At 38.1% G+C, this 23,344-nt stretch carries 22 protein-coding genes; 6 read left to right on the top strand and 16 right to left on the bottom strand.

Annotated elements, in window-relative coordinates:
• Window positions 1–55: 55 nt before the first annotated feature.
• Together MY533_RS03620 and MY533_RS03610 are read right to left on the bottom strand one after the other, a co-directional pair.
• Entirely contained in the window at window positions 56–343 is a 288-nt protein-coding gene (locus MY533_RS03620; RefSeq protein WP_248718066.1) for a UPF0223 family protein, read from the bottom strand.
• A 440-nt stretch (window positions 344–783) separates the two neighbouring features.
• Window positions 784–1,740: an NAD(P)H-dependent flavin oxidoreductase gene (locus MY533_RS03610; protein WP_248718065.1), complete on the bottom strand. Its 957-nt coding sequence runs from the start codon at window positions 1,738–1,740 to the stop codon at window positions 784–786.
• 151 nt (window positions 1,741–1,891) lie between these two features.
• On the opposite strand from MY533_RS03610, the gene MY533_RS03605 reads away from it, so the two are divergent.
• Window positions 1,892–3,361: an aminotransferase class I/II-fold pyridoxal phosphate-dependent enzyme gene (locus tag MY533_RS03605; protein WP_248718064.1), complete on the top strand. Its 1,470-nt coding sequence runs from the start codon at window positions 1,892–1,894 to the stop codon at window positions 3,359–3,361.
• Between the two features lie 41 nt (window positions 3,362–3,402).
• Here the strand turns inward: MY533_RS03605 and MY533_RS03600 are convergent, their stop codons facing one another.
• Window positions 3,403–3,750, bottom strand: a complete 348-nt coding sequence (locus tag MY533_RS03600; RefSeq protein WP_132357666.1) for a helix-turn-helix transcriptional regulator — start codon at window positions 3,748–3,750, stop codon at window positions 3,403–3,405.
• A 240-nt stretch (window positions 3,751–3,990) separates the two neighbouring features.
• Between MY533_RS03600 and MY533_RS03595 the strand changes: the two genes are divergently transcribed.
• Window positions 3,991–4,587: a class I SAM-dependent methyltransferase gene (locus MY533_RS03595; RefSeq protein WP_248718063.1), complete on the top strand. Its 597-nt coding sequence runs from the start codon at window positions 3,991–3,993 to the stop codon at window positions 4,585–4,587.
• A gap of 39 nt (window positions 4,588–4,626) precedes the next feature.
• Here the strand turns inward: MY533_RS03595 and MY533_RS03590 are convergent, their stop codons facing one another.
• The 7 genes from MY533_RS03590 to pdhA form a co-directional block, all read right to left on the bottom strand.
• Complete coding sequence (locus tag MY533_RS03590; protein WP_248719140.1) at window positions 4,627–5,295, bottom strand: LrgB family protein; 669 nt, start codon at window positions 5,293–5,295, stop codon at window positions 4,627–4,629.
• A 1-nt stretch (window position 5,296) separates the two neighbouring features.
• Window positions 5,297–5,740 (bottom strand): CidA/LrgA family protein, encoded by a 444-nt coding sequence (locus tag MY533_RS03585; RefSeq protein WP_248718062.1) that lies wholly within the window; start codon window positions 5,738–5,740, stop codon window positions 5,297–5,299.
• 531 nt (window positions 5,741–6,271) lie between these two features.
• A complete protein-coding gene (locus MY533_RS03580; protein ID WP_248718061.1) occupies window positions 6,272–7,054 on the bottom strand; it encodes an SDR family NAD(P)-dependent oxidoreductase in 783 nt (260 codons plus the stop codon).
• A gap of 246 nt (window positions 7,055–7,300) precedes the next feature.
• A complete protein-coding gene (gene lpdA, locus MY533_RS03575; protein WP_132357676.1) occupies window positions 7,301–8,716 on the bottom strand; it encodes a dihydrolipoyl dehydrogenase in 1,416 nt (471 codons plus the stop codon).
• Window positions 8,717–8,721: 5 nt separating this feature from the next.
• Entirely contained in the window at window positions 8,722–10,065 is a 1,344-nt protein-coding gene (locus MY533_RS03570; RefSeq protein WP_248718060.1) for a dihydrolipoamide acetyltransferase family protein, read from the bottom strand.
• Between the two features lie 299 nt (window positions 10,066–10,364).
• The gene (locus MY533_RS03565) at window positions 10,365–11,342 is read right to left on the bottom strand and encodes an alpha-ketoacid dehydrogenase subunit beta (RefSeq protein WP_079559704.1); all 978 of its coding nucleotides are present in this window, start codon (window positions 11,340–11,342) and stop codon (window positions 10,365–10,367) included.
• 3 nt (window positions 11,343–11,345) lie between these two features.
• On the bottom strand, window positions 11,346–12,461 hold the full coding sequence (gene pdhA, locus MY533_RS03560) for a pyruvate dehydrogenase (acetyl-transferring) E1 component subunit alpha (RefSeq protein WP_132357679.1): 1,116 nt from the start codon (window positions 12,459–12,461) through the stop codon (window positions 11,346–11,348).
• A 392-nt stretch (window positions 12,462–12,853) separates the two neighbouring features.
• Here pdhA and def point away from each other — a divergent pair, with 392 nt between their 5' ends.
• Window positions 12,854–13,411 carry a peptide deformylase gene (gene def / locus MY533_RS03555; RefSeq protein ID WP_132357681.1) on the top strand — a complete coding sequence of 186 codons (558 nt, stop codon included), beginning with the start codon at window positions 12,854–12,856 and terminating at the stop codon, window positions 13,409–13,411.
• 97 nt (window positions 13,412–13,508) lie between these two features.
• Here def and phnX read toward each other — a convergent pair whose 3' ends face one another.
• Genes phnX through MY533_RS03530 form a run of 5 tightly spaced genes read right to left on the bottom strand, consistent with a single transcriptional unit; the run spans window position 13,509 to window position 18,776 of the window.
• Window positions 13,509–14,315 carry a phosphonoacetaldehyde hydrolase gene (gene phnX / locus MY533_RS03550; protein WP_248718059.1) on the bottom strand — a complete coding sequence of 269 codons (807 nt, stop codon included), beginning with the start codon at window positions 14,313–14,315 and terminating at the stop codon, window positions 13,509–13,511.
• On the bottom strand, window positions 14,305–15,405 hold the full coding sequence (locus tag MY533_RS03545; protein WP_248718058.1) for a 2-aminoethylphosphonate--pyruvate transaminase: 1,101 nt from the start codon (window positions 15,403–15,405) through the stop codon (window positions 14,305–14,307). Before MY533_RS03545 ends, phnX begins: the two co-directional genes overlap by 11 nt.
• Before the next feature lie 15 nt (window positions 15,406–15,420).
• On the bottom strand, window positions 15,421–16,404 hold the full coding sequence (locus MY533_RS03540) for an extracellular solute-binding protein (RefSeq protein ID WP_248718057.1): 984 nt from the start codon (window positions 16,402–16,404) through the stop codon (window positions 15,421–15,423).
• On the bottom strand, window positions 16,367–18,031 hold the full coding sequence (locus MY533_RS03535) for an ABC transporter permease (protein ID WP_248718056.1): 1,665 nt from the start codon (window positions 18,029–18,031) through the stop codon (window positions 16,367–16,369). The genes MY533_RS03540 and MY533_RS03535 overlap by 38 nt, the downstream gene beginning before the upstream one ends.
• A complete protein-coding gene (locus MY533_RS03530; protein WP_248718055.1) occupies window positions 18,024–18,776 on the bottom strand; it encodes an ABC transporter ATP-binding protein in 753 nt (250 codons plus the stop codon). The genes MY533_RS03535 and MY533_RS03530 overlap by 8 nt, the downstream gene beginning before the upstream one ends.
• Before the next feature lie 146 nt (window positions 18,777–18,922).
• Between MY533_RS03530 and MY533_RS03525 the strand changes: the two genes are divergently transcribed.
• Entirely contained in the window at window positions 18,923–19,687 is a 765-nt protein-coding gene (locus MY533_RS03525; RefSeq protein WP_248718054.1) for a DeoR/GlpR family DNA-binding transcription regulator, read from the top strand.
• Between the two features lie 248 nt (window positions 19,688–19,935).
• On the opposite strand, the gene MY533_RS03520 is transcribed toward MY533_RS03525, so the two are convergent.
• Window positions 19,936–20,706, bottom strand: a complete 771-nt coding sequence (locus MY533_RS03520; protein WP_248718053.1) for a Cof-type HAD-IIB family hydrolase — start codon at window positions 20,704–20,706, stop codon at window positions 19,936–19,938.
• 449 nt (window positions 20,707–21,155) lie between these two features.
• On the opposite strand from MY533_RS03520, the gene MY533_RS03515 reads away from it, so the two are divergent.
• Together MY533_RS03515 and rnjA are read left to right on the top strand one after the other, a co-directional pair.
• Window positions 21,156–21,365, top strand: a complete 210-nt coding sequence (locus MY533_RS03515) for a DNA-dependent RNA polymerase subunit epsilon (protein ID WP_100543180.1) — start codon at window positions 21,156–21,158, stop codon at window positions 21,363–21,365.
• A gap of 5 nt (window positions 21,366–21,370) precedes the next feature.
• The gene (rnjA, locus tag MY533_RS03510) at window positions 21,371–23,038 is read left to right on the top strand and encodes a ribonuclease J1 (RefSeq protein ID WP_132357700.1); all 1,668 of its coding nucleotides are present in this window, start codon (window positions 21,371–21,373) and stop codon (window positions 23,036–23,038) included.
• The last annotated feature ends 306 nt before the right edge of the window (window positions 23,039–23,344 follow it).

Here is a 23,344-nt window from a genome sequence, read left to right as displayed (position 1 = left end):
AAAAAAAAACGCGAGAAATCAACGTTGTTAAAATTGATTTCTCGCGCTTTTATTGTTATCGACGTTGCTTCGGGGCAATTTTAATAATTGTACCATCTGTTCCTTCTTTTGCTTGCTTCACAACAGGGTAACTGACATAGTCACTTGCTTCTTCAAACTCACGGAAAATTGATTTTTCCTCGGCCTGTGAAGGTACAATTTCTTTAAAACGACGATATTTTGCCATCATTACTTCACGCTTAATGCCTTTTTCATAAGCTTGTTCAATTCCTTCAAAAAATCGCACAACATCTACAATTTCTTCTGTTGACCAATCAGTTGAAAACGGATAAGAGTATTCCATTAAACATAACCACCTTTATATTACTGACCCGATACGAAAAACATCTACATTTCTAAAAAAATGTAGACATCTCTACTGTGACACAACTTATTTCTTCCGACTTTCGCCTTATTTTTGAGTCTCTTTTCGCATAAAGCTACTGCCATTTAGTATGACTCTCCAAAGGCTTAAATTCCGCAGTATCGTTGCGTACACATCTAAGGTTTTGTTCAGTTAAATTCCTTAGATTAAGTAATTTACTAAATTAGAGCTTGCGTTCAAATCTCTATCCAACTTTACCACAAGAGCAGCTATATAATCTGTCTATCCGTTTCAAATTGGTTTTGATTTGTCCAGCCTTCGCCAGATGTCTATTTTTCATCATACCTTTTACATTTAAATGTTCCATAGTTTTTACAATTTCATTAGAACATTGATATAAATGATTGGCTCGGATGACGTTAAGCCCATTTTACCCGAATACTTTCTGCTTCTGCAAGCATTCGGGTGATCAGCTCCTCGACTGTTGGAACATCATGAATCATTCCTGTAACTTGTCCAGCCCAGCCAATCCCTTCATCTTTTTCACCATCATAAATAAAACGTTTATTAGCTTTCCCGCTAATATAATCTTTCAATGCCTCATACGTAGGTGTAGTGCGCTCAATTTCTAAAATCTTTTGCGTAAATTCACTGCTCAACGCTCTTGCTGGTGCACCAATAGAGCGTTTGATAACAGTCGTATCTGCCTCCGTACTTGCAATTAAAGCTTCTTTATAAGCCTCAGAAGCATCAACACATTCTTTTGTCGCTATAAAACGCGTACCCATTTCAATTCCCTCTGCTCCTAGTGCATGAGCTGCCATCCAGCCACGGCCATCACCAATTCCGCCTGAGGCAATAACAGGTATTTTCACACTATCTACAACCTGTGGCACGAGTACCATTGTCCCAATATCATCGCGACCAAGGTGACCTCCACCCTCTTGCCCAACAACTATAACAGCATCTGCGCCTAGTTCTTCTGCCTTTTGAGCTTGTCTACGTGCAGCAACTAGTACTAATTTTTTAATATCCGTTCCTTTCAAAATATCAAAAATAGGTGTTGGATTTCCTCCAGTCATCGTAACAACTGGTACTTTTTCTTCCACTGCAACACGCACCATATCCTCATAACCAGTGCCATACATACCAATTGCAAAATTTACACCAAACGGCTTATCCGTTAATGTTCTCACTTTATGGATCTCTGCGCGCAATAAGTCAGGATCTCTTAAACTCATAGCTGTTATTTGCCCTAAGCCCCCAGCATTTGATACCGCCGCTGCTAAATCAGCATATGCTAAATAGGCTAATCCCCCTTGAATAATTGGGTATTTAATATTTAAAAGCTCCGTCACACGTGTATTCCAATTCATAGTATCTCCCCTTTCCTTCGATACTATTTTCTCGAAATTATCAAAATATCCTTTTTATTTTATTTTTTTCAGTAAAGTCTATTTTTTCTTGCAATTAGGTGCTATAATTCATTTGTTTTCTTACATATTATAAAGTGAGGTGGTACCTGCGTTGTCACAATTAGAGACTCCATTGTTCGACGTATTACTCAAACATCGAAATAGACACCCAATTCAGTTCCATATTCCAGGCCATAAGAAAGGGCAAGGTATGGACCCTGCGTTCCGAGAATTCGTCGGCGACAACGTTTTATCAATTGATTTAATTAATATTGCTCCACTAGACGATTTACATTCACCGAAGGGCGCCATTAAAGAAGCGCAAACACTTGCTGCCCAAGCCTTTGGTGCTGATCATACATTTTTTTCCGTTCAAGGTACTAGTGGCGCCATCATGGCGATGATTCTGACCGTTGTCGGTCCAGGTGATAAAATTCTAGTACCACGGAATGTTCATAAATCCATTATGTCGGCGATTGTTTTTGCTGGGGCAATCCCGATTTTTATTCATCCCGAAGTAGATAGTGAGTATGGTATTTCTCATGGAATATCGCCTGAAGCTGTTGAAAAAGCATTAAATGCTTATCCAGATACAAAGGCAGTTCTTGTTATTAATCCAACGTACTTCGGCTTCTCGGCAGACTTAAAACGTATTGTCGAAATAGTCCATAGTCGCAATATTCCGGTAGTTGTCGATGAAGCACATGGTGTACACATTAAATTTCATGATGATCTTCCATACTCCGCAATGGAGGCTGGAGCTGATATGGCTGCAACTAGCGTACATAAGCTTGGTGGTTCTATGACTCAAACGTCTATTTTAAATGTTCGTGAAGGACTTGTTTCTGCAAAACGTGTACAAGCTATCCTGTCGATGCTAACAACAACATCGACATCCTATCCATTACTCGCTTCCCTTGACACAGCAAGACGTCAGCTAGCGATCCATGGTTATGATTTAATTGGGGATGCACTTCGCTTGGCCAAAGATGCACGTAAACGTATTAACCAAATTCCACATGTAAAATGTGCTGGTAAAGAAAAATTAAATTCATCAGCAACTTACGATATGGATCCTTTAAAGCTATTAATAAGCGTTAAAGATTTAGGTATCTCTGGTCATCAAGCTGAAGAATGGCTTCGTCACAATGCAAATATTGAAGTAGAATTATCAGATCTATACAATATTTTATGTTTAGTGACATTAGGTGATACGAAAAAGGACATCAATCTTCTGATCAATGCCCTTAGCCGTATGTCAAAAGCATTCGATTCAGAAGCTGCAATTACTGAAACAATGGTCAATGTTCCAGACATCCCTGCACTTGCTATGTCACCACGTGATGCATTTTATGCAGATACTGAAGTTGTTCCACTTGCAGAAGCGGATAATTGTATTTGCGCAGAATTCGTTATGGTATATCCCCCAGGTATTCCGATTTTTATTCCCGGGGAAATAATTACTCAAGAAAATATTCGTTATATTCAAATGAATATTGAAGCTGGTTTACCAGTACAAGGACCCGAAGATACTACATTAAAAACAATTCGCGTCATTAAAGAACGCAAACCTATTATTTAATAGGAAAGCTACCTCAGAAAGGGGTAGCTTTTTGTCGATTATTAATGATAATAATACCAAGAAGAAACCATACCAAGTATCGGGAAAACAAGCCACCAATATCTCCATAAAAAATCACCGATAGTTTTGTGATCGGATTTATTTGTATTGGAAGCTGAAACTGAGGCTTTGGCTTCTAGTTTATGATATTTTTCTTCCCCTGTAATAAGCTGATCTAAAGAAATTTTATATAAATCACTTAACCTTCTTAAATTATCAATATCAGGATAGCCCTTTCCTAACTCCCATTTTGAAACGGATTGTCTTGAAATATTTAAAAAACTTGCGACATCATCTTGCGTATACTTATGTTGTTCTCTTAATTCCTTTAAACGGTTTTCTAAATTCATTGAACTTCACCTCCAACTTATCGGGTTTTGATCAAATAATAATGGATTATTACACTTTATTCTAGAAGTTGTTATTTGCTAATTCGCAACGCATAGTTGCTTTCATGAACTAAGCAAAAAATTCGATTCTAGAGCTTCCTTCACTTACAATTAATTTCAGCAGATGTCTTTTATCCCGAAAGCGTAGTGACAGGTACGGATGTTTGGACACCCGCTGAAAGAAGTTAAAGGAGTGATGAGATGAACGCATGGGATCAACGATTTAAAACGGTTGAATATGTTTATGGTGAGCAGCCAAATGCATTTATAGAAGACTATGTACACTATTTAAAAGATTATCAAAATGTGGCTGCATTTGCCGAAGGTGAAGGTCGAAATGCTGTATTTTTAGCTTTACAGGGGCATACAGTAACTGCTTTTGATTATGCGGAGAGCGGTCTTAAAAAAACAGTACAACTCGCAGAAAAACATAATGTGTCGGTTCATACAAAGCTTACTAACTTACTGCAAGATGAACTACCAGTAGAAAAGTTTGATGCTGCTATTATGGTGTTTGGACATTTCCAAGCCGAACAGCAACAAGAAGTGTTTAAGCAGATTGTAAACTCAGTAAAATCTGGCGGTCGTATTATGATGGAACTTTATTCAATTTATCAACTACCTTACGCGTCTGGTGGCCCAAGACAACTTGATTTTTTATATGACCCTTTAGATGTTCTAAAATGGTGTCAACCTTATAAGATTATCCATTTTTTCACAGGTGAACAAATGCGAAATGAAGGTATACTCCACACAGGACTTGCTCATACCATTCAATTTATAATCGAAAAAGATTAAAAAGACTATATACAGTTTATATCTGTATATAGCTTTTTTTCACAAAAATAAATACACAAATAGCGGACATAAAAATGCGCCTATTATTGCCGTTAAGGCCATAGATAGTGAGCCTACTGATAATTCTTGTTCTCCGTATTCTCTTAATTTAACAAGCCCAACGCCATGTGAAGCACTACCTACTGCAACACCTCTACTAACGGCTGAATCAATTTTGCCGTATTTAATGACTAAAGGTCCAATAATAGCGCCTACAAACCCTGCTAGCATTACGAGTACAGCTGTTAATGGTGGAATACCGCCAATGGTCTCACTCACCTGCATACCTACAGGTGTTGTTAATGATTTAGGTAAGGCTGTCAGTAGCCAGCTTTTATTAACACCAATCCATTTCAGCATAACAAATATTGTTGCTAAGCCTGTAATCATAGCGATAAAAATACCTGACAAAATAGCATACTTATATTTCATAATGATCTCACGTTGATTGTATAGAGGATAAGCTAGGGCTACAACTGCTGGACCTAGCATTTTTTGAAGCCATTGCCCTCCTTCCATATAAGTAGCATATGGAATATTAAAGACTAATAATATAACAGCACTGACGATCGTTGTCGTCACTAGTGGAATCATTAAAGGATGTGGGTACCGTTGATAAAGTTTTGTAAATAAAACGAATAAGACAACGGTGCCAACGACAACAATCATTTCAATCAACCGTTAGTCCCCCCTCTCCTTCTTCTACAACGGCTTCTGTTTCTTTTTTAGCCAGCTCTTTTTTCTCAACTATTTGACTAAGTAATCCTGTAACATAAATAGAAATTAGCGTACTTGCTATAACGGCTAGCATAATCAAGAGGCCGGTTGTTGAAAAAAGTTCAGGGTAGTCAATCACTCCTACTGTTGCAGGAATGAAAAACAAGGTTAATACGCCAATTAAGAAACCGGCTCCATCTTGAATGTATTCTACTTTAATTAGTTTGAAGTTGAGTGAAAGCGCTAGTAATAGTAATCCAATTACACTTCCTGGAAGAGGTACGTGTAGTAAAGCCACAATACCGACACCCATGTAATAAAAAATATTGAGTATCCCAATCTGAACAATAATACGAACAACTTTCTTTAACATCGAAGCAAATTTTTCGTTCAACATTTCGCCACATTTCACCCCCTATAACGTTTATTCTACATCTGCAGGAATTTTCTGTCTATTATAATTTTAGGAAAACAATAGAAAAAAAGGATGACTCCAAAACACTTTGAGCCATCCTTTTTCTATATAACTTAAATAGGTTGTCTAAAACTGTTCTACATTCATTCGTTAGACACCAGTAAATGGGGGTCATCACCCTAACGTGTGGTTGATTTCCACTCCGGCTGGGCGCTTTGTGCTGCCGCTTCGCTTTCGCACAGAGCTAAGCTTCCTGGGGGCGTCCGATGAGCCGCTTCACTCGCATAGCTCGCTCGAGGGTCTCGGGCCAACACGATGTTGGTCACGAAGGCGTTATCACAGGATGTGATGCTTTTAGCCTTCGTTCCTCTATTGTTAATCCCCAAGGAGTTGCCCATCCTCCGCTCCAATCAACTTATTGACAAAGTAGCGTTTTAACAAATGTCATCCACAACTTTTGGTGATGGGCTTTAAATATTCCTTTTCTCAAAAAAATTGCTAGTTTAGGCTTTTCTATAATGCATGTCCTGAACCACCATCAATGTTTACGGAAGTTCCTGTCACATAACTAGCTGCATCTGATACTAAAAACGTAATGACATTCGCCGCTTCTTGAGTATCCCCTATCCGACCAAGCGGAATCGTTTGACCTACATTATGGGAATAATTTTCCCACGATAATTCTGGCGCTTCTTCTTTCCACTTCTTCTCTATTTGATCACTACGAATAAGCCCAATACAAACAGAATTCACACGAATATTATCTTTACCTAAGTCTTTGCTCATAGCCTTTGTTAACGCAAGTCCTGCCGCACGACTTACAGTAGTAGGGAGAGAGTTGGCAGGCGGTGTTTTAGCCATTACCGCAGTCACATTAACTATTGCACCACCACCAGCCTTACGCAAATGCGGTGTAGCATATTTTGAACAATTGACAGCACCAAACACTTTTAAATCTATATCAGCTTGCCATAGCTCACTACTAACTGATTCAAATGGTTGAGCTGAAGCTGTCCCTGCATTATTAATAAGAATATCAAGGCGACCAAAATGTTCTACTGCTCGCTCAATTAAGTATTTACAATCTTTTTCCTTTGTAATATCAGTCGGTACAATTAATACGTCCTCGCCTGTTTCGTTTTTAATACAGCCAGCAGCCACTTGAAGCTGTTTTTCACCACGAGCACAAAGTACAACCTTTGCTCCCTCTTTCACAAGCTGCATCGCTGTATAATAACCAATCCCCTTACTTGAACCTGTAATAACTGCTACTTTCCCCTTTAAGCCTAGTTCCATTGTTATCACCCCAGTTTTTTGTTCAACATCTCTTTTACACAAACTCGATAGCATTTTCGAATATCTAGCAGCTAATTTCTGAGACTAACTAATACATGCGCTAAATCTATTCGCTATTTACTATAATCCAAGCCGAATTATATTTTTAGAATATTCATTCGATAGTATTACTTTATCAAAGTTACAAGTAATATACAAAAAAACGGCTACAAAGCAAATGCTTTATAGCCGTTTTTCTAAACTTTATTATTTTTTCGCTACAATATGGATTGGGTTGCCAAGTAATACTTCAGCAGCTTCCATTGTAATTTCACCTAATGTTGGGTGAGCATGGATTGTTAACGCGATATCTTCAGCAGTCATACCGCCTTCAATTGCTAAGCCCATTTCAGCGATCATATCTGATGCACCAGCACCTACGATTTGAGCACCGATTAATAAGCCATCTTCTTTACGCGCAACAAGCTTCACGAAACCTTCTGTTTGGTTTAATGCAAGTGCACGACCATTTGCTGCGAATGGGAATTTCGCTGCAGTGTATTCAATGCCTTCAGCTTTCGCTTCATCTTCATTATAACCAACTGTTGCCATTTCTGGATCTGTGAAGCATACAGCAGGAATAGCTAAATAATCAACGATTGATTTTTCACCAGCGATTGCTTCAGCAGCAACTTTACCTTCGTAAGATGCTTTATGAGCAAGCTGAGGACCAGCTACAATATCACCAATTGCATAGATGTTTGGAATATTTGTACGACATTGTTTGTCAACATTGATAAGACCACGTTCACCGAATTCAATACCGATTTCAGCAAGGCCCATTTCATCTGTATTTGGACGACGACCTACAGTTACTAATACATAGTCAGCTTCAACTTTTTTCTCTTCTCCGCCAACTTCATATGTTACTACTACGCCGTTTTCTGTTTCTTCAACGCCTTTTGCAGATGCGTTTACTTCAATTTCAACGCCTTTCTTTTTAAGGCCTTTTTTCACGATTTGTGTCATTTGTTTTTCGAAACCAGCTAAGATATCTTTTCCGCCTTCGATAATTGTTACTTGTGAGCCAAGATTAGCATAAGCTGAACCTAACTCTGTACCAATATAACCTCCACCGATAACGACTAATTTACCTGGTACTTCTTGTAAAGAAAGTGCGCCAGTAGAATTTAGTACGCGTTTAGAGAATTTGAATGTTGGAATTTCAACTGGACGAGAACCTGTTGCGATAATTACATTGTTAAATGTGTAAGTTTGAGCAGATTCACCATTGATGATACGCACTGAATGAGCGTCAACGAAATAAGCTTCACCTTGTACAATTTCAACTTTATTACCTTTAAGTAAGCCTTCAACACCGCCAGTTAATTTTTTAACAACGCTGTCTTTAAATGCTTGTGCTTTTGAGAAGTCTAATTTCACGTCAGAAGCGATGATACCCATGTCATCTGAATGTTTAGCATGCTCAAAACGGTGACCTACTGAAATTAATGCTTTTGATGGGATACAACCTACGTTTAAGCACACACCACCAAGTACATTTTTTTCAACGATTGTTACTTTTTGGCCAGTTTGAGCTGCACGGATTGCGGCTACATATCCTCCAGGACCTGAACCAATGACAAGAGTATCTGTTTCGATTGGAAAATCTCCTACTACCATTTTTGTTACGCCTCCATTAATAATAATTCTGGTTCACTTAACAAACGCTTTAAGTGATTTAAAGCATTTTGCGCAGTGGCTCCATCGATCATACGATGATCAAAGCTCAATGATAATGCTAACACAGGTGCGGCTACAATTTCACCATTTTTTATTACAGGTTTTTCTGATATTCGACCAATACCTAGAATTGCTACTTCAGGATGATTAATTACCGGAGTAAACCATTGTCCTCCTGCAGAGCCGATATTCGTAATCGACATCGAAGCGCCCTTCATTTCATGTGGTGCAAGTTTACCTTCACGTGCTTTAGTCGCTAAGTCATTAATCTCATTTGATACTGCAAAAACAGATTTACGATCTGCGTGCTTAATAACTGGTACTAACAAGCCTTTTTCTGTATCTGCTGCAATACCAATATTATAATAATGCTTCTGAATAATTTCTTGTGTTGCATCATCTAATGAGCGGTTAAATTCTGGGAATTCGCGTAAAGTTGAAATAAGCGCTTTAACTACGTATGGTAAGTACGTTAATTTGACACCTTTTTCAGCAGCGATATCTTTGAATTTTTTGCGATGTGCTACTAGAGCTGTTACATCGACTTCATCCATTAGTGTAACATGTGGAGCCGTTTGTTTCGAGTGAACCATCGCTTTTGCAATCGCTTTTCGAATGCCCGACATTTTCTCACGTGTTTCAGGGAATTCACCTTCAAGGACTACTGGTGCAGCTGGTGCAGTAGTTTCTTGCTGAACGGCTTCTTCATTAGCAACCGGAGCTGCTACTTCAACCTCTACAGCGCCTCCACCTTTTAGGAAATTGTCAATATCTTGTTTTAAAATACGACCATTTTTGCCTGTACCTTTAACTTCACGAATATTCACATCATGCTCTCGTGCAAATTTACGTACCGAAGGCATTGCGATGACACGCTTATTATCATCAGCTACAGTTACAGCTTCAGTCTTTTCAGTAGCTTTTTCTGGAGCCTGCTCATCTTTAACAGGTGCCTTCTCTACTTTCTGACCAGACTCAGCTGTTGCTTGAACTTGAGCCTCAGTTTTCGCTTCAGCATGGTCATCACCTTTTAGCTTTAAGTCTTCATAGCCAGGTGCATCAAAGCGGATTAAAACATCACCAACAACCGCTACTGTACCTTCTCCTACTAAAACTTCCTCTACTTTCCCTTCAACCGGAGAAGGGATTTCTACTACCGCTTTGTCATTTTGTACTTCACAAAGAATATCATCTTCTTTTACTGTATCTCCAGCTTTAACGAACCATTTCACGATTTCGCCTTCGTGAATCCCCTCGCCTATGTCTGGTAATCTGAATTCAAATGCCATGTGTACCCATCCTTTCTATATTACCGTCGTTTAGAAGCTACATATAATCAATTATGCCTCGGCATAATTGCGTCCGGAATCGGCTTTGTGCTTAGGCCTGCACGATGCAGGTCAGTTAGCCGTTATCGCATGGATGCGATGGTTTTAGGCTAACATCCCCTAAGAACTCCTTTCCGATTCTGTGACATCCGCCGGTGGCTTTAACTTCTTTCAGCGGGTGTTTGGACACCCGCTGAAAAGTGACTTTAAACCACATTCATCTCACCACCTATAGAAGTGGGAGATTTAGCTGAAAGAAGTTAGAATGTTAAAACTTTTTTCGCTGTTTCCATTACATCTTTATAGTTTGGTAACCAAACACCTTCAGCTTGTGGGAATGGGTACACAGTATCAGGTGCAGCCACACGAAGTACAGGTGCTTCTAAGCTTAAAATCGCACGTTCTGTAATTTCAGCCACAACATTTGCAGCAATACCTGCTTGTTTTTGAGCCTCTTGTACAACGATTGCACGACCTGTTTTTTCAACTGACGCGATAATTGTTTCAATATCAATTGGTTGAATTGTACGTAAATCAATCACTTCTACAGAGTGACCTTCTTTTTCTAGCTCTTCTGCAGCTTTTAAGCTTTCGTGAACCATCAAACCATAGGCAATAATCGTTAGATCTTTACCTTCACGTTTTACATCCGCTTTACCTAGTGGAATTTCGTATGCTTCCTCTGGTACCTCTTCACGGAATGAACGATATAATTTTAAATGCTCTAAGAAAATTACTGGGTTATCATTTCGAATAGATGAAATCAGTAAGCCTTTCGCATCGTACGGTGTAGATGGTACAACAACCGTTAACCCTGGTTGTGCTGTCATTAAACTTTCTAAGCTATCTGAGTGCATTTCTGGTGTATGTACACCACCACCAAATGGAGAACGGATTGTTACTGGCGCATTATAGACACCACCGCTACGATAGCTCATACGTGCTAATTGACCACTAATGGAATCCATTACTTCATAAACAAAGCCGAAGAACTGAATTTCAGGAACTGGACGGAAACCTTGAAGAGAAAGTCCGACTGCTAAGCCACCAATACCTGACTCGGCTAATGGCGTATCGAATACGCGATCAACACCGAATTCTTTTTGTAGGCCTTCAGTTGCGCGGAATACCCCACCGTTGACACCTACATCTTCCCCGAATACAAGAACGTTTTCATCATTCTTTAATTCTGTGCGAAGTGCATCTGTAATTGCTTGAATCATTGTCATTTGTGCCATAGGTTATTTCGACTCCTTCTCTTTGTAGATTTCATACTGTTCTTTTAAATTAGATGGCATTTCGCCTTTATACATGTTTTCCATTAACTCTGTTACTTTTTGTTTTGGAGCAGCATCGGCTTTTTTGATTGCCTCTTTAATTTCTTCTTTTGCACGCTCAATAACAGCCTCTTCTTTTTGCTCATCCCATAAACCTTTTGCCTCTAGATATTTACGGAAGCGTACAAGAGGGTCTTTTTGCGCCCATTCATTATCTGTATCCGATGTGCGGTAACGCGTTGGGTCATCCCCCGCCATTGTATGAGGACCATAGCGATAGCACATTGTTTCAATTAAAGTTGGACCTTCGCCATTAACTGCGCGCTCACGTGCATCACGTGTTGCAACGTAAACTGCTAACGCATCCATTCCGTCTACTAAAATACTCGGTAAGCCTGCTGCTATACCTTTTTGAGCAATTGTTTTCGCAGCTGTTTGTAATTCACGAGGTGTTGAAATTGCATATTGGTTATTTTGTACAATGAAGATTGCTGGTGATTTAAACGCACCTGCAAAGTTCATGCCTTCATAGAAATCCCCTTGCGATGAACCACCATCACCTGTATAAGTTACAGCCACAGCCTTTTTACCACGCTTTTGAATACCAAGCGCTACACCTGCAGCTTGAACATATTGTGCACCGATAATAATTTGAGGTGCTAATACGTTTACGCCTTCAGGAATTTGATTGCCCATAAAATGACCACGTGAGAATAAAAACGCTTTATCTAAAGGTAAACCATGCCATACGATTTGTGGTACATCACGGTAACCTGGTAAAATCCAATCTTCTTTTTCTAATGCAAAGTGTGAAGCAAGTTGTGAAGCTTCTTGCCCAGCAGTTGGTGCATAGAAGCCTAAACGACCTTGACGGTTAAGAGAAATGGAACGTTGGTCTAGAATACGTGTATAAACCATACGCGTCATTAACTCAACTAGCTCCTCATCAGATAACTTCGGGTCTGCCTCGTCATTTATAATTTCGCCTTCTTCATTCAAAATTTGAAACATTTCAAATTTATCTTCTATTTCAGTAAGCGTTTGTTTAGCATCAAAAATATTATTGTTTTTCTTGCCCATTTGTCACATCTCCCTTTCAGCTGTATTAAAATAAATCACCATTTCAACTAGTACAACTTATTCTTTGCACTCAGTATACTGAATAAAATACTGTCGGTCAATCATATAATATGCGTGTAAACAAAGATTTTTTCTAATATAACAATTAAATAAACCTGTTCCACACTGTACTACATATAAAGGAAAACTGTATTATAACAACTTATCAAAAGTACACAATTATACAATTCCCCTACATGATTACCAATAGTAGAATGCCCAGTTCTAGACATTCTAATAGCTTTAGAAAAATTTTTAAGTATATTCAAATAAGGTCTTTTTTCATGTGATTGTTTTAAGACGTGGTGTATACTTATAAGTAAGCACCACAAAGTTGAAAGGAAGATTCATATATGATTTTAATGGATGATATTATTCGCGAGGGTCATCCGACTTTACGCACAAAAGCCGAGGAGGTCAAATTCCCTTTAACTGATGAAGTAAGAAAGCTTGCAGAAGACATGCTTCAATATTTAATAAACAGCCAAGATCCTGAAATGGCAGATAAATATAATTTACGCGGCGGTATTGGATTAGCTGCCAATCAAGTAAATAGTCTACATCGAATGTTTGCTCTTCATTTGCCTGATGACAATGGCGAACAATTAAGTTTTGTAGCGATCAACCCAAAAATCGTTAGCCACTCTGTAGAAAACTCATACCTTGCAGCGGGTGAGGGCTGCCTTTCTGTAGACCGCAATGTTCCAGGCTATGTACCACGTCATGCTCGTGTTACAGTTAAATTTAAAACCATTGACGGCGAAGAGAAGAAAATGCGTCTTAAAGGCTTACCTGCTATAGCCTTCCAACACGAATTAGACCACCTGAACGGCATTATGTTTTACGATCGCATCAATGAAAAAAATCCATTTGCGGAAATTCCAAATTCTACACCATACGAGCGCGATTAGGAGCACAAAACGAAAGCAAACCCCTGCAGTTATTATAAACTGCGGGGTCTACTTTTTTTACAAGCTCGTTTCGATCTTCTCCCCATCACTTTCAACTTTATGATATTGCTATCCCTTGTTCTAAACGTTCATTTATTTTTTCCAGCAACACAGGCAGCTCTTCCATTGTTTGAATCGTATAATGTGCACCTGTTTCTTTAAATATTCGTGCTGTTTTTTCAATAGCTATTTGCTGATTTTCTTCAGATAAAGCCATAAACTCTTCTTCAGATAACCCCATCTCAGAGCTTCCAACAATAACACCCACAGCCCAGACACCCGCATTTAAAGCCTCTTTAATATCTGAGGTTGTATCACCAATCTTCACCACTTGTTTCGTCGCCTCAATACCTAATGCCTCCATATTTTTAAAAATCATATATGGGTACGGACGTCCTTTATCTCCTACTTGAGTAGGCGTCACTAAAAAATCAGGTTCATATCCTTTTGCTGCTGCATATTGAGTTACTACCTCCATCATAGAGTCTGTATATCCCGTCGTAGAGCCAACACGAATGCCCTCTTCCCTTAATCGATGCACCGTTTCTTTCACATGCTGAATCGGATCTGTGTAAGTAGCTAACGATTCCATTAGCTTTGATTCAAACTGCCTATATAAAGCTAGGACATCCTGTTCCGTAAAATCTCGGCCATATTTCCGGTTCCATACCTCACGAATTCTAGGCATTTCGAGCATTGTCCGAATATGATCGATTTTCAGCATTCCCATTGGTTTACGCGCTTCCTCTAGCGTTACCTTGATTCCTGCATCTTCAAAAACCGTCAAGAAAACATTCACAGGAGCAAAGCAACCAAAATCAACGGTTGTACCTGCCCAATCAAAAATAACACCTTTAACCTTCATTACTCATCACCGCCATATAATTTTCGATAACCTTACATAATGTAGTCATATCATCTTCATGAATATCCCCAATATTGCCAATTCGGAATGTATCCACGTCTGTTAATTTCCCTGGATAAATAACAAAACCTGATTTTTTCATCGCATCATAGAAATGCTCGAAGGAAAACCCTTCATAAGGGAATAAAAACGTTGTAATAATAGGTGATTGTAGCTCCTCTGAAATATAGGCATTAAACCCAAGTGCTTTTAAACGAGAGCGAAGTATTTGATTATTATTCGCATATCGTGCGTAGCGAGCACGTATTCCACCTTCTTCTGCGAGTTCCTCTAATGCCTGCGCAAATGCTGCCACTACATGTGTAGGTGATGTAAAACGCCATTTTCCATCTAGTTTCATTACTTCCCACTGCTTATATAAATCTAACGCAACGCTTCTCGCTTGCCCTTTGCACTTTTCTAACTCCTCTATTCTTGCAATAACAAACCCGAACCCCGGCACCCCCTGGATACATTTATTGGCACTGCTTATTAAATAATCAATCCCTAATGCAGATACATCCATCGGTACGCCGCCAAAGCTACTCATTGCATCAACAATAAACGTTTTGTTCAACTCTTTCACGACGCTTCCTATTTCAGCAAGAGGATTTAACATCCCAGTTGTCGTTTCACAATGTACAACTGCAACATGTGTGATTGTTGAATCATTTTCTAACAGCACTTTCACTTCGGATGGAGACGGTTGTTCATTATATGGAACACTATAAACTGTATGCTGTAGCTTCAGCACTTTAGCCATTTCAACTAGGCGTTCACCGTAGGCACCGTTTGTGATAATAAGAATTTTATCTCCCTCACCAACCGCAGTTGTTAATACAGATTCTACAACAAAGCTACCACTCCCCTGCATAAGAACAGTTGTATAATCTATTTCTTTCACTTGCGCTAACTGTAAAAGCTGCTTACGTATTGCTTGCGTGACATTTTTATAATCATCATCCCATGTGCAACGATCCTTTAACATCTCTTGTTTTACTGTTTTTGTTGTCGTTAATGGTCCTGGTGTTAATAATTTATAGTTGTTCATAAAATTAATAGCTCCTTATTGTTGTGCTTCTTTAAAGAACGCTTGATGTTTTTCTAATAAATCTACCGTTAATGTTGTGTCCCATTTCTTTAAATATTTAGGAACAAACTCGTCATTTACTTGTTCACCTTCATAAAGAGCAACAGGATATTGCTTCAACAAATCAGGACGGGCATCTGTTGCTATTACTTTTGCTATTTCACGAGCTAATACTTCATCCCCTTCTTTATCTACCACGGCCACTGATTCTGTTAATGTAAAATTACCTTCTATTGGATCGATGTAATCGATCGGCAACCCTTCTTTTTTAGCATCGATTGCCTGAATACGTAGACCAAACCCTACAGCCACTTCGCCCGTTTTCACTTTTTTAATAGGCCCAGAGCCTGAGCTTTCGATATGCGGGCCAGCATTTTTAAGTAAACCAGCTACTATTTTTTGGCCTTCCTTTTCTCCATACTCCTTAATAATCGCCTGTACTAATAACCAACCTGTTGATGAGTCTAGAATATTTGGAAATGACAATAAATCTTTATAAGAAGGGTCTGTTAAATCCTTTATCGATGTCGGGACTGGCAAATCTTTTTGTTGTAATAAATCCGTATTAATAAAAATCGAACCGATATTCCCCAAGATCGGTAATGCAAACGTAGTACCATCATCTAAAGGCTTTAACTCTGAAGATAAGTCCACAAACATTGACTGAGATTTTTGCGCACTTTCAATGAAATAGGAAGCCATCGTAACGACATCCGCCTCTATGTCTTTCCCCTCTGCCATCATTTTCCCACCAAGTTCAGATGTTCCGAATGATTGGATTAAATATTTCCCTTTATAACCTTCTTTATCTAAAGTTGTTTCCATTACTTGAATTGCTTCATCATCTGCATTTGAATAAATAATTACTTGTTCTTTCGATTCCGCATTCGCTCCTCCGCAAGCAGCTAAAACAATTGCTGAACTAACTGTACCTAACATCATTACTGTTGATTTTTTCATCTTTATGCTCCTTTAGTTTTTCTTTAGGTGTTGCTATATAGTCACAACCTAATTTCACAATGAGGTTTGTACATAAAATAAAAATCGATAGGACAAAAATATCTGTATACTTCGCGAAATGTTGAAGTTCTTTTATACGGGTCGATACAAGCATCGTTTTTGTACTGACAAGAAAAATTACTCCGCTAACAGTTACCATGGCATTTAAAAAATAGTAGCTAAACATTTGATAAATTGTAGGTCTGATATTCGGCAAAATAATGCGAATAACAGTTTTTAACCACGAATCTTTTAATAGCTCTGCCGTTACTTCCCATGTCGGGTCCATTTTTTGCAATGAATTTTTGGCCATTAAATACGGCGTTGTAAAGAAATGAACAATATTACACGCAATAATGATCAGAAAAGTCCCTTTAAAAGAACTTCCGTTAAAGAAAAATAAATAAGAAAGACCAAGTACCATGCCTGGCACAGTATTCGTAATCATCGAGGCAAAATCTAAGCTTTTCCTTCCTTTAATCGGTGTTCGTACATTTAATAGAGCGGACACAAATGCTACACCTACACCTAAAATAGCTGTCAAAGCAGCAACAATTAGCGAATTCATATAGACTGTCTTCAAGCCCGGTTCAGCTAGTACGTTTTTCACATGCTCTAGTGTAAAGCTGAAATCATATGGGTAGCCCTTCGTAAAAGGTACTATAAATATCGTTAAAAACATGATGAACACTCCACCTACACAAACAAACGAGAAAACAGTAAACATCAAGTCACGGAACCGATGGACAATGAGGTCACTTTTACAAACTTGCTTATACTGAAAATTAAACCGTTCTAAAATCGTTAACATAACAACTCCAAGTATGGCAGGTACTAACATTAAAATTGAAATTACTGCGCCTCTCTCAAAATGCACAATGGAGCCAAGCATCGCTTGATATAGCTCAATTGCAATAACTTTGTAGCCACCACCGACTGACGCAGGTATCCCAAAATCCGTAAAACTTAAAACAAATGATAGGATGAATGCCCCACCAATCGTCCCTAGCATCGGGCGAAATACTGTATGATAAAATCTTCGCAACGGACGATCATGCATCAACACAGAAACTAGCAGAAAACGTTTATCAATGTATTGCATGGAATTTTGCATTAATATAAAGGCAACAGGTAATGTATAGAGCACATAACCAATTAACAAACCGTTAAATCCATATATCGAAAACAAAGGCTGACCAAATATCTTCGTAATAATCCCTTGATTGCCAAATGTATAAATGAGTACAAAGCCATATGTAATGGTCGGCAATAGCATCGGTAATGTAATACCAACTTGCACAAGCTTTTTCATAGAGCGATGCATCGCTGTAAAATGAACAGCATACGCCAATAAGAAAGCCAAAATGGTCGTTATGAAAGCCGCTACTAAAGAGACCTGAAAACTATTGAAAAACGCATCGCGAATCTCTACATTTTGCAATGCTTCCATATAGTTTTGAATGTTGATGGCATTCCCCTTTTTTAAAGACCGCCAAAACATAAAAAGTAACGGAACAACTAAAAAGAAGATAAAAAAGAAAATAATTGGCACAAAAATCAATTTCATCATTTTATTTGATTTAAGCATAAGATTCTCCAAATAGCTGATAGATGTTATGACGTTTTATATGAAGCTGCCTTAATATAAAATCTTCCACAAATTTATTTTCTGGCGTATTTACTATTTCTTGTGGCGTTCCAAATTGCGAAACAGTTCCTTCATTAATAATTAGCACTTTATCCGAAAGTGTGAGCGCCTCCTCTGGATCATGGGTTACAATAATAGTTGTTAAATTAAATTGGCGAGCAATAGATTGAATTCTTTCTTTAATCGATTCTTTTATTACCCCATCAAGTGCACTTAACGGTTCATCTAACAATAAAATTTTAGGCTGCATGACAAGTGTTCTAGCTATAGAGACACGTTGTTTTTGTCCACCCGATAACTCATGAATCTTTTTATGTAAATGTGGAGTCAGTTCTAAAAAGTCTATATATTCCTGAACCTCCATTTTTGACATTCCTTTTTGTTTATTCTTCAAACCATATACGATATTGTCATATGCATTTAAATGCGGAAACAATGCAAAGTCTTGAAAAACAATATTAAACCCTCGTTCTTGCATTGATTGTTTCGATATATCTTGTCCATTGAAAAAAAGCTGTCCATTCGTTTGTTTTGTAAGACCTAAAATAATATTGAGTAAAGTTGTTTTTCCACAGCCACTCGGTCCTAGTAAAGAAACTATTTCACCAGATTGAATGTTTAAATTTATATTCTCTATAACTTTTTTATTTTTATAGTTTTTCGAGATATTTTTCAGTTCTAACAAATCCTTCACCTCTCTTTAGTTCTTAGGTTTAGTTTAGGGACTATTTGTAAAGGAAATTACGGATTTGTGTAAATGTTGGGTAAATTCTGACCAAGTGTTGACAAAGTTATAAGTGTTTTGAGTAAATAATAAGGAGAGGTGATAAAATGTATACAATAGAAAGGCAACAGCTTATTTTGCAATTTGTACGGAAGCATAAGGTAGTAAAATTAGTAACACTAACAAATGAGTTCAACGTATCCATGGAAACAATCCGTCGTGATATTCAACAACTTGTTCAAGAAAAGAAAATCGAGAAGTTTTATGGCGGTGTAAAATATATGGAGCCTGTTGAGGGATTGATCGATCACAGACTTCATGAACAGCTACCAGAAAAAATCGCTATTGCAAAAGCATGTGCTTCTTTAGTACAAGATGGGGAATGCATTTTTATAGATAGCGGAACAACCACATACCAAATGACACCATTTTTATTAGAGAAAGAAAAATTAACTGTCATTACAAACTCACTTCCAGTAGCCTTTGATTTAATTGGCTCCAATATCGAAGTGATTATCATCGGTGGTAAAATTCGACATTCCGAAAAATCTGTAACGTCTAATGATTTCCTCTTCCGCTTCGATCACCTTAATATTAATAAAGCGTTTATTTGTGCTAGTGGCGTATCGATTGAAAAAGGAATTTCCGATTTCAATTTAGAAGAAGCTATTACCCGGAAACAAATTATAAACATTTCTCAAACTGTCTATGTAGCAGCGGACTCTTCAAAATTTAACAAAGATGTCGCCATTCAAGTTTGTCCAGTAAATGAGGTGGCTACGATTATCACTGATAACGCTCTACCAGAAGACACGATCAATCACTTCACGGATAAAGGTGTACAACTAAAAATAGTAAAAACAACTGAATAAATTACTAAATACAAAAGCAACTAGTTGTAAGAATTGATTAACAACTAGTTGCTTCTTTAGTTTCTTTTTTCAACGAATTAGCCTCGGCACTCTTTTGCGCGTAAGCGGAGCGGCAGCGGCAGATGTCTTTTGCGCGAAAGCAGAGCGGTAACAATAACAGGATGCAGATCAATTAACCTAAAATCCTTTATTAGCGCGCCTGAGACCTTATTTATTTCAGCGAATATTTTGGACTCCGCTGAAATAAATTAAATAATATTTAATTGGCGCATAATTTTAGCGAGACCATCCTCGTCCACATGCTCTGCAACATGAGTAGCAACAGCCTTTACTCTCTCATGTCCATTCCCCATCGCCACGCCAGTTCCAACAGCTTGCAACATTTCAATATCGTTGAGTCCATCCCCAAATGCAATCGCATCATTTAACGTCAGCCCTACCTTCTCAAGGACCTTTTCAATACCAGCAGCCTTCGAGCCTCCGTTCGGTAAAATATCACAAGAATAGTGATGCCAGCGTACAAATTGCACGTTTGGAAATGCCTTACGATATAAATGTTCATCTTTTTCTTCCATAAAAATAAGTGTTTGATAAACATCGTTCTGCATATAATAAGTTGAGTCTATAGTTGGATACTCATATTTCAGTGTATTTAGACTTTCTACTACCATATCGTTATTTCCTACGGATGCAACCATACGCTTGTCGTCTAAAAATACTACAGGTTCATTTCGCGCTTCACCAAAGGCAATGATTTTGGCTAGTTCATCTTTTCCAACACCATTTGCATAGATAACCTCACCACGATAAACAACATATTGTCCGTTAAATGTCACATACGTATTAATATCTAGCTCTTCTAGTAAGGATTGAATCATGAAAGGTGCACGTCCAGTTGCAATCGCTATCTCATATCCATTACGCCGAGCTTCCAAAAGTGCCTCTTTCGCAGAAGCCGGTAATATTTTCTCACTATTATAAAGTGTACCATCTACATCAAAAAATAATATTTTCTTCATCTTATAGTCCCCTTCATTATGTATTATTCTGCAAGGTTGTTGACTTTACAGAGGCAATATTTTTTATTATAATGATCCTAAGGAGTGATGTGCCATGTTGAAGAAATTCAAACGTAAATTGTTGAAGCAACTTCGCGGCATACTCGGAAAAAAATCAATTGCCTAACATTTGCCCTTCATTATTTGAAGGGCTTTTCTTTATTTTAGAGTAACTGCGTGATAATATAAAGGAAATGCATTTATTTGGCTATGTGCAACCACTGTCTCATTGCATAATTCAATTACACCTTGTTGTAATTACGTCTGGATTGTAACACTGAGAATACAAGAACTTCAAACACCTAATTTCTTCCTTTACTTACTAGAAATTTGCTGTTTTTTCTTGTAGTACGTGTGTGGTATTAGTCAAAGGTGCAATAAAATTGTACGCAATTAAAGGAGAGCAAACTATGATTTACAAAGTTTATTATCAAGAAAAAGCAAATGAAATTCCAGTTCGCGAAAACACTAAAAGTCTATACCTAGAAGCTGCTTCAGAACGCGAAGTACGTGAAAAGCTAAAAGACCGAAACTATAACATCGAGTTCGTTCAATTGCTTGAAGGTAACTATTTAGCCTACGAACAAGCAAGCCCGAACTTTATCTTGGAGGAAATTTAACAAACATGAAGTTTGTTAAAAATGACCAAGCAGCTGTTTTCGCGCTCGGCGGACTGGGCGAAATCGGCAAAAACACTTACGGCGTTCAATTTCAAGATGAAATCATTTTAATTGATGCCGGCATTAAATTCCCAGAAGACGACTTACTCGGTATTGATTACGTTATTCCGGATTATACGTATTTAGTACGCAACGTTGACAAAATTAAAGGATTATTTATTACACATGGACACGAAGACCATATCGGTGGTATTCCCTACTTATTACGTCAAGTAAATGTTCCTGTCTATGGCGGTAAGCTTGCACTTGGTTTGTTACGCAATAAGTTAGACGAGCATGGCTTACTACGTACAACAAAGCTTATCGAAATTAAAGAAGAAGATGTTATTAAGTTCAGAAAAACATCTGTTAGCTTCTTTAGAACAACACATAGTATTCCAGATGCTTACGGAATCGTTGTAAAAACACCACCTGGTAACATCGTGCATACAGGTGACTTTAAATTTGACTTTACACCTGTAGGAGAGCCAGCCAACTTAACAAAAATGGCTGAAATCGGCCGTGATGGCGTACTATGCTTACTTTCAGATAGTACGAATGCAGAAAAGCCGAACTTCACAATGTCAGAGCGTACAGTTGGTAAAAGTATCGATGAAATTTTCCGCAAGGTAGATAGTCGTATTATTTTCGCAACTTTCGCATCTAACATTCACCGTTTACAGCAAGCAACAGATGCTGCAGTAAAATACGGACGAAAAATTGCTGTCTTCGGACGTTCCATGGATAATGCCATTACAATTGGTCGTGAACTAGGCTATATTAATGCACCAAAGGATACATTTATTGATGCCCAAAGCATTAATCGTCTTCCTGCCAATGAAGTCATGATATTATGTACAGGCTCTCAAGGAGAACCAATGGCTGCTCTTTCTCGTATTGCCAATGGTACACATCGTCAAATCCAAATCCAGCCTGGTGACACAGTTGTCTTCTCTTCTTCACCAGTACCAGGAAATACAGTAAGTGTAAATAAGATCATCAACTTACTTTTCCGTGCAGGGGCAGAAGTTATACATGGTGCACTAAATAATATCCACACTTCTGGTCACGGTTCTCAGGAAGAACAAAAATTAATGTTGCGCTTAATGAAGCCTAAATTCTTTATGCCAATTCACGGTGAATTCCGTATGTTGAAAATGCATACTCATCTAGCAGAAGATTGTGATGTTCCGCTTGAAAATACATTCGTCATGGAGAATGGTGACGTGCTAGCATTAAGTGCTAACGAAGCACATGTAGCAGGTCGTATTCCTTCAGGAGACGTTTATATTGATGGCAATGGTATCGGAGATATCGGTAATATCGTATTACGCGATCGTCGCATTCTTTCTGAAGAAGGTTTAGTGATCGTTGTTGTAAGTGTGGATATGGAAAACCAAAAAATCGTTTCCGGTCCAGACATTATTTCACGAGGCTTTGTTTACATGCGTGAGTCAGGTACGATGATTAATGAAGCACAAAAAATGCTAAACCGTCACCTAAACGAGACCATTCAAGGCAAAACTCCTCAATGGACTGAGCTAAAGAATGAAATTACCGACGTTTTAGGACCATATTTGTTTGAAAAAACAAAACGTCGCCCTATGATTTTACCGATCATTATGGAAGTTTAATTATCATAAAAAAACTACGCAAAATTGCGTAGTTTTTTTATTTTCATTTTTTTGGAACCTCTTTGCTCTTTTTTTCGTATAGAGTATAACGACTCTAAAACCATTTCAACAATAATGAATTAGAGTAACACAAGAATGGCTATTCTATCCTTATGTCAACACTATCAGAAACCATACCCACACTTCTAGTCACCTAGACAATTACTTAATTACCGCTAACACTTCGAGTTTTCGTACAATATTCTTTAACCTTAACTAAACTTTATCTATCGTTACAGACACTGTATTACATGTAGATAAGTGTGC

The sequence above is a fragment of the Lysinibacillus sp. Ag94 genome, from assembly GCF_023242215.1.
GTDB lineage: Bacteria > Bacillota > Bacilli > Bacillales_A > Planococcaceae > Lysinibacillus.
Note: the sequence above shows the minus strand (reverse complement) of the source record. Positions and strands in the feature narration are given on the sequence as shown.